The sequence below is a fragment of the Shewanella sp. ISS20 genome (assembly GCF_056522965.1).
In genome coordinates this window covers 1,261,312-1,274,008 of sequence record NZ_JAWRZK010000001.1, presented here as the reverse complement: position 1 = coordinate 1,274,008, position 12,697 = coordinate 1,261,312, and the positions used below count along the sequence as shown (strand labels likewise).

The window sequence follows — 12,697 nt, the reverse complement described above, 5'->3', positions numbered from 1 at the left end:
TCGCATGAGTAAAGTTTATATCGTTGCAGCAAAACGCACCGCCATAGGATCTTTTGGTGGCCGCTTGGCCAATGTGTCGTTAGCTAAACTGGCGGGCGGCGCTATTCGCGGCGCGCTGGCAAGTCAAAATATCGCCCCTACTAGCGTGCAAGAAGTGATCTTGGGCAATGTGATGGGCGCCGATCAAGGCATGGGACCAGGTCGTCAAGCATCTCTTGATGCCGGTATTCCACAGTCAGTGCCTGCCTACAGTCTTAACATGGTGTGCGGTAGTGGCATGAAAACCATTATGGATGCATCTAGTCATATTCGCAGTGGTGATGCCGATGTCGTTGTTGCCGCGGGCGCTGAAGCTATGTCGCAAATCCCATTTGCCGCGCCAGCAAGTCTGCGTCAAGGCCAAAAGATGGGCAACTTAACCGTTAAAGATTTATTGATCACCGACGGTTTAACTGATGTCTTTAATCAATGCCACATGGGCGTGACTGCTGAAAATATCGTGCGTGAATTAGGCATTAGCCGTGAGCAGCAAGATAACTATGCGCTATCGAGCCAGCATCGTGCTGAAGCTGCACTCAATTCAGGCCGATTTGCTGATGAAATCGTGGCGCTAGATGTGGTTGATAGACGTCAAACCGTGTCATTTGCTGACGATGAATACCCAAAAAAAGGCTGCGAGCTGGCTGATTTAGCCAAACTAAGACCTGCTTTTGAGAAAGAGGGCACAGTGACAGCGGGTAACGCATCGGGTCTTAATGATGGCGCGAGCGCGGTGGTGCTTATGTCAGAAAAAGCCATGCTGGCCTCAGGCTGCAAGCCGCTGGCTGAAGTCGTGAGCTATGCCCAAATTGGTTTAGATCCTGCGGTCATGGGATTAGGTCCTGTGGATGCTATCAACCAAGCACTTAATAAAGCGCAATTGACCTTAAGTGATATCGATTTATTAGAACTGAATGAAGCCTTTGCGGCGCAAGCCCTTGGGGTTGTGACTCTGCTTGGCAGACAGCACCAACTTAGCGTTGAACACTTGTTAGAACGTACCAACGTCAATGGTGGCGCAATTGCGCTGGGTCACCCATTAGGGGCCTCAGGAAATCGCATTGTCGTGACCTTGATCCACGAGATGCATAAGCGCCAGAGTCAATATGGTCTGGCATCACTTTGTATTGGCGGTGGAATGGGGACAGCCCTCATTTTACGCCGTTGTTAATTCTTTACCCTCACTCACTCTAGGAGAACTTATGTACACAGATATGTTTAAGATGTTCAGCGATCAAACCGAGCAAACTTTGGCTCCTTTTAACCGTTTTAATCTGCTTCTGGCTGATCATGTTGAACAAGTGACTAAGCTGCAAATGAATGCAATGCAAGCTTACACTGAGCTTGGCTTGACGCAACTGAAAGCGGCAAGCAACGTAAAAGACGTGACTAGTCTGATGGCCTTTAACACACAGCAAATGAGCGTGTTAAACAAGTTATCAAAGCAATTGCAAGACGACAGCAACCAAACTCAAGCCATTGCCAAAGAATTTAAGCAAGAATTCGACAGCCTGGTTAGTGCCAATGTGAAAAAAGCTACTGGCGCTTAATTACTGTGGGCACAGCTTGCTGTGCCCCTATTTTCATCAGGAGATTGAATATGTTTGCTTTTCCCTTCGCCGGATATCTGCAGCAATGGCAACAACAGCAGACATTCTGGCAACAATGGCAACAAAGCCCAGCCAGCTCAGAATCAGCGTTGAATCAGGCGTTAGGACAACTCGGAAGCCAAGATTGGCAAGCATTTGCCACCCATACTAGCCAGCAACCTGAGTCAATGTTACTCACCCAATTACAGTGGTTTGAACAACAACTGCAAATTTGGCAGCAAGTGGCGTTTAATGACAAAGCTGAAGAAGTGATCTCAAGCGATCCTAATGACGCCAGATTCAAACACCCTGATTGGCAGCAAGAAGCTTGGTTTAGTTTTATTCGACAATCTTATTTGCTGTTTAGCCGCATGTGGTTAGACACTATCGAAAATAGCTCAGGCTTAGAAAGTGGTGCCAAAGAGCGTCTGGCATTTTTTAGTCGCCAAGCCATCAATGCCTTATCGCCAAGTAATTTCATTTTATCTAACCCTGAATTACTGAAACTGACCTTAGAAAAAAATGGCGAAAACTTAATCGCTGGCCTGCGCACACTGCAAGAAGATATTGAAGCCAGTGCCGATGTGCTGAAAATTCGCATGACCAATGAACACGCTTTCCAAGTCGGCCGTGATGTTGCGACTACGCCAGGCAAAGTGGTGATGCGTAACGAATTATTTGAATTACTGCAATATCAAGCGACCACGGACAAGGTGGCTACCACACCTATGTTGATCGTGCCGCCGTTTGTGAATAAATATTACATTATGGATTTGACCCCACAAAATTCCATGGTCAAATGGCTGGTGGATCAAGGTCAAACTGTCTTTTTAATTTCATGGCGTAATCCTGGTAAAGCCCAGGCCCATGTCAATATGGAAGACTATGTGACCCATGGTGTGGTTGAAGCTATTAATGCTATTGAAACCATAACCGGTGAGCATCAAGTCAATGCCACAGGTTATTGTATTGGTGGTACTGTGCTTGCTATGACTCAAGCTTATTACCGCGCCAAACGTATGAAAGCGCGAATTAAGTCCATGAGCTTTTTTACTACCTTGCTCGATTTCTCTCAGCCTGGCGAAATTGGCGCTTATATCAATGAGCCTGTGATTAGCGCGCTAGCGGTGGAATCCCAGAAAAAAGGCTACTGTGATGGCCGCAGCTTAAGTGTTACCTTCAGTTTGTTAAGAGAAAATAGCCTCTATTGGAATTATTACATTGAGAATTATCTTAAAGGTAAGAGCCCAATGGAGTTTGATCTCTTGTACTGGAATAGTGACAGCACCAACGTGGCGGCGCCGACTCATAATTTCATGTTACGAGAGCTGTATCTTAATAATAAACTGATAGATCCACGCGGTGTTAAAGTGGGTGGCGTGTATATTGATTTATCAAAAATCACTATCCCAAGCTATTTTATCTCCACCCGTGAAGATCATATTGCGTTATGGCAAGGCACTTATCGCGGCGCCAAAAACTTAAATGGCAATATCACTTTCGTATTAGGTGAATCAGGCCATATTGCAGGCATCATTAATCCGCCCGCTAAAAATAAGTATGGCTATTGGACTAATAGCGACATGAGTAGCGATCCAGAAACTTGGTTAGCAGGGGCTGAGCGTCAAGGTGGCTCGTGGTGGCCTCATTGGCATACTTGGATAGCCGCGCAAAGTGATGCAACCGAGTGTGATGCCAGAGCCATTGGCCATGTTGAGTATCCGCCGTTGATGGATGCGCCTGGCAATTATGTACGCCAAACGCTGCCGATTATTGAAGAAGAAACTCAATAGCTGCGCCAGATGGCATTCAAGTGCACCTAGACGGAGCACGCTAAATAAGGGCACTTAGGTGCCCTTATTTATTGGCGGCAGCCATTGTAATATCAATCTAAACAGCTAACAGGAGCATGATGGCATTTGACGATACCTTTAGGCTGAGCAGCCATGCGGTGATCACTAACGCCGACTTAGCCGTGTTAATGGTTAAAGCTAATTACGGCGATAGAGCCTGGGGCTTACCCGGTGGTGCGTTAGAGCCTGGGGAAACTATCCATGAAGCCTTGGCGCGCGAATGCTTAGAAGAGCTTGGTTGTCAGGTCACCATCAAGCAGTTAACTGGGGTGTATTACCATAGTGCTTTTAATTCGCAGGTATTTATCTTTCGCTGTGAGCTCAGTAATGACGCGATAATTCAATTAAGTAGTGAGCATACTGACTATGAGTTTCAGGCTGTCAGTCGCTTGTCAGCGGTGCAGCAGCGGCGCATTTATGACTGCTTAGCGTTTACTGGCACAGTCGTGAGCGCCAAGTTTTAGGCAGCGTTTTAATAACCCTTGGCCATTTACTCGCAATGGTCGTTGCATTCAAGTTAAAAACTATGGCTGTTAATGCCTGTATCTGGTTTAATCTGTTAACAAAAATGGCGCACTTTGACTAATCGGCAGATGACCTAGTTCAACGTCGCAGCGCTGATGTATTTGGCAGTTAACTTATATGAGGCGATTATGGGCACCAAAGCGGCTAGTGGTTTGCTGTTAGTTTCTAAGCCGTTAATTAGGCTGATGCAACTTGGGCATTGCAAGCTTGGATTCATGCCAATGTGGCTATTCATTGGCCTATTGATGAGCAGTCATGCTCACGCGCAAAAGAATCAATTAGTGTTTGCCAGTGATTTTGAAGGCAATCCGTTAACTCAGCCATGGGCTTTTATCATGGGCTGCCAATTTAATGGGGCAGAGGCGCGTAGTGGTGAAGGCGCCTTATTATGCCAGGAAGGTAGCAGCAGTATCGTGAGCCGCGAGCCTATCGCAGAAGCTGGCTTGTTAGAATTTTGGATTAAACCGCAAACTAGCAACAGCCACTATAAAATCAATGTATTAACTTCATCAACCTTGAGCCTTGATGCTAAGTGGCAACACGTAGCACTGCTCGATGTAATGGCCGGCAGTAGCGATTATTTAGCCCACCGCGTATCTATTGATGAACCTAGCCGTAAATATATTCGTCTGGATATTGAGGCCATCAATAGCCCTTTGAGCCTTGATGACTTGAGCTTAGATAAAATTAGCTTAGATATTGCGTTGCAAAAAAATGAGCAAAAAATCATTGGCGGCATTTTAGAGCAGCTAAAACAAGATAAAAACTATGATGTCCAAAGCGAGTCATTTCGCACCTTAGGCAAAAACTACGCGGCCATGCTAGAAAGCCATAGACAATACCTTGAATACGCCAATGCCATTTATTCCAGCATTACCTTTGTGCTCGCCACATCTGAGCGCAACAAAATGTCCAACCCATTGGGATACAACACCTTTAGGTCGGTATTGTTGGATGCCAAAAGGGTGGCGTCACCCATTCAGCAGGCGCGCTTAACCTCTATGGTCAAACCCTTTGGTGACTTAGCCACTGCCACCTTAAATGTGGTCAGTGCTGGCGCTTATTCCGCTTTTGCTGAACCGTTCAAATCGTTTTTAGCCGCGACCTTTGACCGCTCTAACTATGAAAATGGCGATTTAAATCGCAGTGATAAAAAGTTTGCCAGAGACAATGGCTTGAAAATTTATCAACAGGCCGAGCGCTTTATGACAGAAATTGAGCAAGAGCTGCAATTAGTCACCGCCTTAGATAATGATTTAGTTAGCATGCAAAAGAATCTAGATAGTTTTCGTAAAGATTTAGATAAGCAGCTGCGTAGCTATTTGCAGCATGCCAGCATTGCCAGAACGCCTGAAAATTACAGTAAAGTCATGAGTAAAGATGAGATGGCCAGATTGCAGGTGATGAATGACGCTAGCGCTAATATTAGTGCGCGGGCAGAAGCGCTGTTGGCGGCCAACAATAATGCTGAATTAGTGCAATACATGGTTAAAACCACGGAAAAAATGGAAGAGTTTCAAGAGTTCAAAGAGCGCTTTAATCAGATAACCTCGGCCATGCTTACCTTTTACGATCGCTTTGAACGCTCGATTGCCGCGGAGCAAAACCCGTTCACCGACCCTCATGATCGCTCTGTGTGGGAGCAACACGCCAAAAATGCCCGCAGTTATATTAAGCAATCACAGCAAGCCTTTACCAAAGCCTATATGTAACAATTTTAGTTAACAACTGTCGATTAAAAGTGGCGCGCCATGTTATAGTCGCGTTGCCAATGATGGCGTTGCTTATTGGGAGAGGAATTGTATGTACAAAGTGTTGTTATCGTGCGGCATAGTGCTGTGTTTGTCGGCTTGCTCAAGCAAAGCGATTGCCCCCGCTTACTCGGTAACTCAAGCCGATTTTTTATTCATTGGCGCGACTAAGCCTAACGATCCAGAAGCCACGGTGACTGACGCGGGTTCTTATTGCTTACAAACTCGCGAACTGTGGAAAGAAGATGGTACTACCCCTGATGGGCAAATTATTTGGACTAAAGACAGTTTGCGTAAAGCTGTCCCTTGTAATTAATCGCTATTGTTAATGGTGTTGAAGCGGCTATGGCTCATTAACACTTAAAAAAATTGACGCTCCGATGAGCGTCAATTGGTTTTACTCGCCTGCAGCGGTGAATAAGGCGTATCTAAGTCTAGAACTAGATAAATGCTTAGGCCGCTAAGGCTTTAGTTGGCAGTGATGCCACTAAGGTGCGAGTCAAACGCCCAATTTCATCCCAATTCTTGGTCGCGATTAACTGACTATCGACAATCCATGAACTGCCGCAAGCCACTACATTATCTATCTTGAGATAGTCATTAATGTTATTGGCATTAATGCCACCCGAAGGCATGATGCTAAGTTGCTTAAATGGCCCGAGTAATGATTTCAGCATGTTAACGCCGCCTGAGGCTTCTGCTGGAAAGAATTTTAGGGCGGTTAAACCAAGCTCTAACGCTTGCTCAATACTGCTTGGATTGTTTATGCCTGGAATGATAGGCAAATCTATAGCTTGGCAGGCTTTAACTGTATTTGGGTTTAACCCTGGAGATACAGCAAAAGTAGCACCAGCATCTTTAGCGGCTTGCGCTTGCTCAGCAGTTAAAATGGTACCAGCACCAATTAACATATCTGGATAAGCGGTGCGCAGCAGCGCTATCGCTTCCACCGCAGCATCTGATCTAAAGGTAATTTCTGCCACAGGTAAGCCGTTATCATACAGTGCCTTACCTAATGGAATGATATCTTGGGCATCTTCAATAGCGATGACTGGAATAACTTGTAACTCGCTCATTTGCTGTATTAATTGTTGCATTGTCTTTCCTTAATCTTTCATTCAATACGGTTTATTTAATCAGGGCACCGGCTCAACCAATGCGCACAATGGGCTCGCGCGTGAGCAGGCCAAATTGAGAAATCACGCTGTCAGTGCTCACTTTTGGGATAATCGCGCCTTTATGCTGAATCACGCAGCCCGCCAGAGCGTGTCCCATGAGCGCGCAGGTCTTAGGGGGTTGCGCTTGCAAGTAACCACTTAAAAAACCAGCGTTAAAGGCATCTCCTGCCGAGGTAGTATCCACGACATGACTCACAGGGATAGTGGGGATAAGCTCAGCGCTAGGTGCTTGACTAAAGTCTTGATATAAACAGCCTTGAGCCCCCATTTTTACGACCGCCTTGCTAACCCCAGCTTGCTGTAAGCGGCTTAAGGTGGCATAGGCATCAAGATCGCCCCACAAGTGTTGTTCATCATCATCTGTGACTAATGCTAAGTGAGTAATGGCCAACACTTGCTCATAACACACCCTAGCTTGCTCTGGGCTTGACCATAATTTAGGGCGATAGTTGGTATCAAATACCAGCTCACAACCTTGTTGGCTGAGGCGTGTCAGCAGCGCAATTAGCGCCTCTTTATCAGCGTCAGGTAAAATCGCTAAACTAATGCCGCTTAAATAAATCACATCGCATTGTTCTAGGCTCTTGGCAACCTTGGCAAACTCAGGATGCTGCAACAAATAGCGTGCCGCAGACTGATTTCGCCAGTACATAAAGGTGCGCTCGCCTTGCTCATCCAATTGAATGAGATATAAACCGGGCTGACGCGTTTCATCTTGCAGTACTAACTGGGTATCGATGCCTTCTTGCTGCCAATGAGTCAGCATACCTTGGCTTAATGGGTCGTGACCTAAGGCGCTTACATATTGCACCTTAACTTTGCCTTGGCTGGCTCTGGCTAGATAAATAGCGCTGTTTAGGCTATCGCCACCAAAGGTTTGCATCATGGCGCCAAACGGCGCGCCATTAAGCTCAATCATGCATTCGCCAATGAGCGCTATGCGTTTCATGCTTGTGCTCCTAAGTGGGTCAGTTGAGGACGCTCAAAATACTGCTTGGCATTGTGATAACAAATGTTTTCCACCATTTGCCCCAATAACGCCATATCATTGGGCGCTTCACCGTCATGCACCCACTGGCCAAGCAAGTTACATAAAATACGGCGGAAATACTCGTGGCGGGTATAAGACAGTAAGCTACGCGAATCGGTGAGCATACCCACAAATTGGCTTAATAAACCTAATTGGGCTAACTGCTGCATTTGGCGCTGCATGCCATCTTTTTGATCGTTGAACCACCAACCTGAACCGAATTGAATCTTGCCCGCTATGCCTTCGCCTTGGAAGTTACCTATCATGGTGGCCAACATTTCGTTGTCCTTAGGATTTAAGCAATAGAGTATGGTTTTAGGCAGATTATCGCTCTTATCCATAGCATCAAGTAAGCGCGATAGCGGCAGGGCATAGCTTTGGTCGCCAATGGAATCAAAGCCCGCATCGCCACCAAGGCGCACTAACATGCGGCTATTATTGTTGCGCTGCGCCCCCATGTGCAGCTGCATTACCCAGCCAAGCTTGCAGTATTGCTCGGCGAGCCACACTTGCACGGCGGTTGAGAATTGCGCTACTTCGGTGTCAGTTAAGGTGTCACCGTTGAGGCGACGAGCTAACATGGCATCAAGGTTCGCTTCGGCAGGAATAGGCGCAAAACGCACTATTTCAATGCCATGGTCAGCGGCAAGGCAACCATGTTGATTGAAATGCTCTAAGCGGCGGCTTAACGCATCACATAAATCACTAAAACGCTGAATGTTAATGTCGGCCGACTCACCGAGCTTATGCATATAGTCAATAAAACCGTCATGCTCGATTTTAAAGGCGCGATCGGGTCGCCAGCTTGGCGCTACTTCAATATCAAAACTGCTGTCAGCGGCAATGGCTTTATGATGAATTAAGCTGTCAGCTGGGTCATCTGTGGTGCCCACCATCTTAACTTGCATCTGCTGCATTATGCCGCGCGCACTAAATTCTTCGGTGGCTAACAACTCATTGCATCTGTGCCAAATCGTTTCTGCTGATTGCGGGTTAAATAGGGTCTCGGTAATCCCAAATGGACGGCGCAGCTCTAAATGTGTCCAGTGATACAGAGGGTTACCTATGGTCTTAGGCACAGTATTCGCCCACGCCAGATACTTGTCATAATCACTCGCATCGCCAGTAATTAAGCGCTCGCTCACACCCGCGGTGCGCAGGGCGCGCCACTTGTAATGATCGCCTGCCAGCCAAATTTGGCTTAAGTTGTCAAAACGGCGGTTGTTGGCAATATCGGCAGGATTTAAATGACAGTGATAGTCATAAATCGGCATCTTAGCGGCATAGGTGTGATACAGGGTTTCTGCCGTGGTGTTTTGCAGTAAAAAATCGTCGCCTAAAAATGATTTCATGATAAGTCCTTGATGATCAGCGCGCTAAGGCATGAACTGTGGCTTTAGCACCTAAGTTCAGTAATTGCTGGTAGGCCGCTTCAACGGCATGAACGAAGCTTGGGTTTTGGCTAATCTCATGACCAAAAATAGCGTCGATAGCGAGCAGTGGCTTCACTACGCTGACATTGAGTCCATGCTCTTGATTAATGGCTTTAAATTGCGCCAGCATTGGGTCGCGCACATCTATACTATTGCCTTGCTCATCTTGACCGCTGACATAACGCATCCAGCCTGCTATGCCTAACGTCAGATGACGGTAGTGAGTTCCTTGCGCTAAGTGGAATTTGACGGAATCTATCATGCGCTGTGGCAGTTTTTGGCTGCCATCCATGGCGATTTGCCAAGTTTGGTGCTTAAGCGCTGGGTTCGTGAAGCGGGCAATTAACTGCTGCGCATAAGCCGCAATATCTGTGCCCTCAGGCATATTTAAGGTCGGCGCTTGCTCTAGCAGCATCATGTTTAAGGCTGCTTGACGTAAATCTGGATTAGTCATGGTATCGGCAATATGTTCATAGCCGCTGAGATACCCTAAATAGGCCAGCAAGGAGTGACTGCCATTGAGCATCCGCAGTTTCATTTGCTCAAAAGGAATCACGTCATCCACAAATTGTGCGCCATCGACGACATCCCAGTTAGGGCGACCGTTAACGAACTTATCTTCAATTACCCATTGTCTAAATGGCTCACAAGCGATAGCGCATGGATCTACTACCCCAAGTTGCTCATTAATTTGGGCAAACATCTCATCGGTAGCGGCCGGTACTATGCGGTCAACCATAGTGCAAGGGAAGGTCACATGGTCATTTATCCACTCGGCCAGTTGTGGGTCTAAAGCCTTGGCAAAGCCAAGCACAGCGGCTTTGGCCACATGACCATTTTCTTGAACATTGTCACACGACATCACAGTAAACGGCTGCAAACCTGCGTCGCGGCGCATTTTAAGGGCCGTGACTAGGTAACCAATGGCCGATTGCGGTGCATTAGGATGCTGTAAGTCATGTTGGATTAAGCTGTTGTTAATATCTAACTGGCCGCTGGCAGGGTCAGCGCAATAGCCTTTTTCGGTAATGGTTAATGACACTATCGAGACTTGTGGCTCAGCCATCTTGGCCAGAATGGTCTCTATACCATCAAGCTTAGGGTGCAGCGCTTCAGTCACTGCGCCCACGATTTTAAGTAAGCTGGCATCACTGCCTTTTTCTGCCACGGTAAATAAATAATCTTGTTGCTTTAGGCTGGCTAATAATTCTTCGCCGCCAAACAAGTTAACTTCACATATGCCCCAATCCGATTGAGTCTTAGCTAACATCTCACTGGTATACAGCGCTTGATGAGCACGATGAAAGGCGCCAAAGCCTAAATGGACTATGCGGCTTTTGAGCTGACTACGGTCAAAATTCGGCGTTACTACTGTTGCAGCTAATGGAGTATTGGCAATTGTTTTCATTTTTCTGTTTTCCTAACTGTTAGTTACCGTAGCCAAGAACTACACCAGGCAGCCATAGACTTAATTGGGGAATGTAAGTGACGGCCAGAAGCGCGAGCACCAGAGCGCCATAGAAAGGCAGCAGAGGTTTAATCACTTTATCGATAGAAATTTTGGCGACTGAGCAGCCAATAAAGAGGGCACTGCCCACCGGCGGAGTACAAATGCCAATGGCTAAGTTAAAGGTCATCATGATGCCAAAGTGCACTGGATCTATGCCTAAATCTAAAGCCACAGGTAAGAAGATAGGGGTGAAAATCAGTACCGCAGGCGTCATGTCCATAAAGATGCCAACAATCAAAAGAATGATGTTGATTAGTAGCAAGATCATCAAGGGGTTTTCAGACACAGCTAACAGCGCATCGGCAATCATGTAAGGGATGTCAGCATTCGCCATTGCCCAAGACATGCCCATAGAAGCACCAACCAGCAGTAATACGATAGAGGTGGTTACCGCTGATTCTAAAATAATCCCAGGTAACTGCCTAAATGACACTTCTTTATAGATGAGCACAGCGAGTATAAAGGTGTAGACCACGGCGATGGCAGAGGCTTCGGTAGCAGTAAAAATGCCGCCGATAATGCCGCCCATGATGATGAACACTAATAGCAATGAAGGCAGGGCTTTAACGGTAATGTCCCAAGCTTGCGCCATGGTTGGACGCGCAGCAACAGGATAACCGCGGCGTTTAGCAATAATGCCAGCCACTAACATTAAGCTTAAGCCCATGATTAAGCCTGGAATGTAACCGGCAAGGAACAAGGCGGCGACGGAGGTGCCGCCAGACACCAGTGAGAACACGATTAAGGTGTTGCTCGGCGGAATTAATAAGCCAGTGGGGCACGAGGTAATGTTTACCGCGGCGGAGAAGCCTTCATCGTAACCTTCTTTTTTCTGTAATGGCGCCATGGTGCCACCTACTGCAGCGGCTGATGCCACGGCAGAACCAGAGATTGAGCCAAACATCATGTTGGCCATGATATTCACATGAGCTAATGAGCCCGGTAAGCGGCCACACATGATTTTGGCTAAGTTAATCAAACGGGTGGCAATGCCGCCCTGATTCATTATGTTACCAGCCAAAATAAAAAACGGGATAGCCAGTAACGCAAAGTTATCTAGGCCAACGGCCATGCGCTGCGCCACCACAGTAATCGCGGTATCCCACGGCAAAGTCATGCCAATGGTTAGTAGTGATGATAAACCAATGGCGAAGGACACTGGAATGCCTAGCAGTAACAGCACAGCAAAGCTTCCAAACAGAGTGAGAATAATTTGCCAATCCATAATCTAATCCTTGTTATGTAAGCGATTTATGACTGCGCTTGCGGTTGTTTAATGAGGGTTATTAGGAAGTAGAGCGAATAGAAAATCATTAAGATGCCGCTGATAGGTAAGCATAAATATACATATCCCATGGACATATTCAGCGCCGGTGTGACTTGCCCAGAGGCCAAGGTATTGAGCGTTAACGTCATACCGCCATAGACTAAAACAATGGCGCTAAAGAGGGCGATGGCGATTTGAATTACGCCTTCTGCAATAGTTTTGCGCAGCCCCTTGAGGTGCATGGTCATAATATCAATCGCCAAGTGGCGTTTTTGACCTGTGGTATAGGCGGCGCCAATCATGGCCACCCACATAAATAGATAACGCGCTAATTCATCGGTCACAGTACTTGGCGCGCCGAGAATGTATCGTGAAGTAACTTGCCAGATCACGCAGCAGACTAAGAAGCACGACAGCGAGATAGTAAAGAGCGCGAGCCCTCGGTTGACAGCATTGACAACAGTTTGCATGACATCGATCCTTAACGTTCAACTGGTCAACCAATTATCGTTGTTGGTACCA

Annotated in this window: 12 protein-coding genes; 6 read left to right on the top strand and 6 right to left on the bottom strand. The window is 46.8% G+C overall.

The features are described 5' to 3' along the window. Positions 1 to 4: 4 nt before the first annotated feature. The 6 genes from AC1HDP_RS05820 to AC1HDP_RS05795 all read left to right on the top strand — a co-directional run bounded on the left by AC1HDP_RS05820 (position 5) and on the right by AC1HDP_RS05795 (position 6,073). The gene (locus AC1HDP_RS05820; protein WP_479638009.1) at positions 5 to 1,210 is read left to right on the top strand and encodes an acetyl-CoA C-acetyltransferase; all 1,206 of its coding nucleotides are present in this window, start codon (positions 5 to 7) and stop codon (positions 1,208 to 1,210) included. A 31-nt stretch (positions 1,211 to 1,241) separates the two neighbouring features. Then, positions 1,242 to 1,589: a phasin family protein gene (locus tag AC1HDP_RS05815; protein WP_140932901.1), complete on the top strand. Its 348-nt coding sequence runs from the start codon at positions 1,242 to 1,244 to the stop codon at positions 1,587 to 1,589. Positions 1,590 to 1,639: 50 nt separating this feature from the next. Further along, the gene (gene phaC, locus AC1HDP_RS05810; RefSeq protein ID WP_479638008.1) at positions 1,640 to 3,421 is read left to right on the top strand and encodes a class I poly(R)-hydroxyalkanoic acid synthase; all 1,782 of its coding nucleotides are present in this window, start codon (positions 1,640 to 1,642) and stop codon (positions 3,419 to 3,421) included. A gap of 119 nt (positions 3,422 to 3,540) precedes the next feature. Beyond that, the gene (locus AC1HDP_RS05805) at positions 3,541 to 3,945 is read left to right on the top strand and encodes an NUDIX hydrolase (protein ID WP_479639832.1); all 405 of its coding nucleotides are present in this window, start codon (positions 3,541 to 3,543) and stop codon (positions 3,943 to 3,945) included. Between the two features lie 276 nt (positions 3,946 to 4,221). After that, a complete protein-coding gene (gene bdpA / locus AC1HDP_RS05800; RefSeq protein ID WP_479639831.1) occupies positions 4,222 to 5,718 on the top strand; it encodes a BAR domain-like protein A BdpA in 1,497 nt (498 codons plus the stop codon). 91 nt (positions 5,719 to 5,809) lie between these two features. After that, positions 5,810 to 6,073, top strand: coding sequence for a hypothetical protein (locus tag AC1HDP_RS05795; RefSeq protein ID WP_140932899.1), 264 nt, complete (start codon positions 5,810 to 5,812; stop codon positions 6,071 to 6,073). A 136-nt stretch (positions 6,074 to 6,209) separates the two neighbouring features. On the opposite strand, the gene AC1HDP_RS05790 is transcribed toward AC1HDP_RS05795, so the two are convergent. The 6 genes from AC1HDP_RS05790 to AC1HDP_RS05765 are packed head-to-tail and all read right to left on the bottom strand — an operon-like array spanning position 6,210 to position 12,645. Then, a complete protein-coding gene (locus AC1HDP_RS05790; RefSeq protein WP_479638007.1) occupies positions 6,210 to 6,854 on the bottom strand; it encodes a bifunctional 4-hydroxy-2-oxoglutarate aldolase/2-dehydro-3-deoxy-phosphogluconate aldolase in 645 nt (214 codons plus the stop codon). Positions 6,855 to 6,906: 52 nt separating this feature from the next. Then, on the bottom strand, positions 6,907 to 7,884 hold the full coding sequence (locus AC1HDP_RS05785) for a sugar kinase (RefSeq protein WP_479638006.1): 978 nt from the start codon (positions 7,882 to 7,884) through the stop codon (positions 6,907 to 6,909). Next, complete coding sequence (gene uxaC / locus AC1HDP_RS05780; protein WP_479638005.1) at positions 7,881 to 9,317, bottom strand: glucuronate isomerase; 1,437 nt, start codon at positions 9,315 to 9,317, stop codon at positions 7,881 to 7,883. Before uxaC ends, AC1HDP_RS05785 begins: the two co-directional genes overlap by 4 nt. Before the next feature lie 16 nt (positions 9,318 to 9,333). Next, positions 9,334 to 10,806 (bottom strand): fructuronate reductase, encoded by a 1,473-nt coding sequence (locus AC1HDP_RS05775; RefSeq protein ID WP_479638004.1) that lies wholly within the window; start codon positions 10,804 to 10,806, stop codon positions 9,334 to 9,336. 19 nt (positions 10,807 to 10,825) lie between these two features. Continuing rightward, positions 10,826 to 12,133, bottom strand: coding sequence for a TRAP transporter large permease (locus AC1HDP_RS05770; RefSeq protein ID WP_479638003.1), 1,308 nt, complete (start codon positions 12,131 to 12,133; stop codon positions 10,826 to 10,828). A 26-nt stretch (positions 12,134 to 12,159) separates the two neighbouring features. Beyond that, entirely contained in the window at positions 12,160 to 12,645 is a 486-nt protein-coding gene (locus tag AC1HDP_RS05765; RefSeq protein ID WP_479638002.1) for a TRAP transporter small permease, read from the bottom strand. Between the last annotated feature and the right edge of the window lie 52 nt (positions 12,646 to 12,697).

Bases quoted from the DNA above. Each gene is read 5' to 3' on its own strand.
- AC1HDP_RS05795 (WP_140932899.1), top strand. From the start codon at position 5,810: ATGTACAAAGTGTTGTTATCGTGCGGCATAGTGCTGTGTTTGTCGGCT.
- uxaC (WP_479638005.1), bottom strand. From the start codon at position 9,317: ATGAAATCATTTTTAGGCGACGATTTTTTACTGCAAAACACCACGGCA.
- AC1HDP_RS05805 (WP_479639832.1), top strand. From the start codon at position 3,541: ATGGCATTTGACGATACCTTTAGGCTGAGCAGCCATGCGGTGATCACT.
- bdpA (WP_479639831.1), top strand. From the start codon at position 4,222: ATGCCAATGTGGCTATTCATTGGCCTATTGATGAGCAGTCATGCTCAC.
- phaC (WP_479638008.1), top strand. From the start codon at position 1,640: ATGTTTGCTTTTCCCTTCGCCGGATATCTGCAGCAATGGCAACAACAG.
- AC1HDP_RS05790 (WP_479638007.1), bottom strand. From the start codon at position 6,854: ATGCAACAATTAATACAGCAAATGAGCGAGTTACAAGTTATTCCAGTC.
- AC1HDP_RS05770 (WP_479638003.1), bottom strand. From the start codon at position 12,133: ATGGATTGGCAAATTATTCTCACTCTGTTTGGAAGCTTTGCTGTGCTG.
- AC1HDP_RS05775 (WP_479638004.1), bottom strand. From the start codon at position 10,806: ATGAAAACAATTGCCAATACTCCATTAGCTGCAACAGTAGTAACGCCG.
- AC1HDP_RS05820 (WP_479638009.1), top strand. From the start codon at position 5: ATGAGTAAAGTTTATATCGTTGCAGCAAAACGCACCGCCATAGGATCT.
- AC1HDP_RS05815 (WP_140932901.1), top strand. From the start codon at position 1,242: ATGTACACAGATATGTTTAAGATGTTCAGCGATCAAACCGAGCAAACT.
- AC1HDP_RS05785 (WP_479638006.1), bottom strand. From the start codon at position 7,884: ATGAAACGCATAGCGCTCATTGGCGAATGCATGATTGAGCTTAATGGC.
- AC1HDP_RS05765 (WP_479638002.1), bottom strand. From the start codon at position 12,645: ATGCAAACTGTTGTCAATGCTGTCAACCGAGGGCTCGCGCTCTTTACT.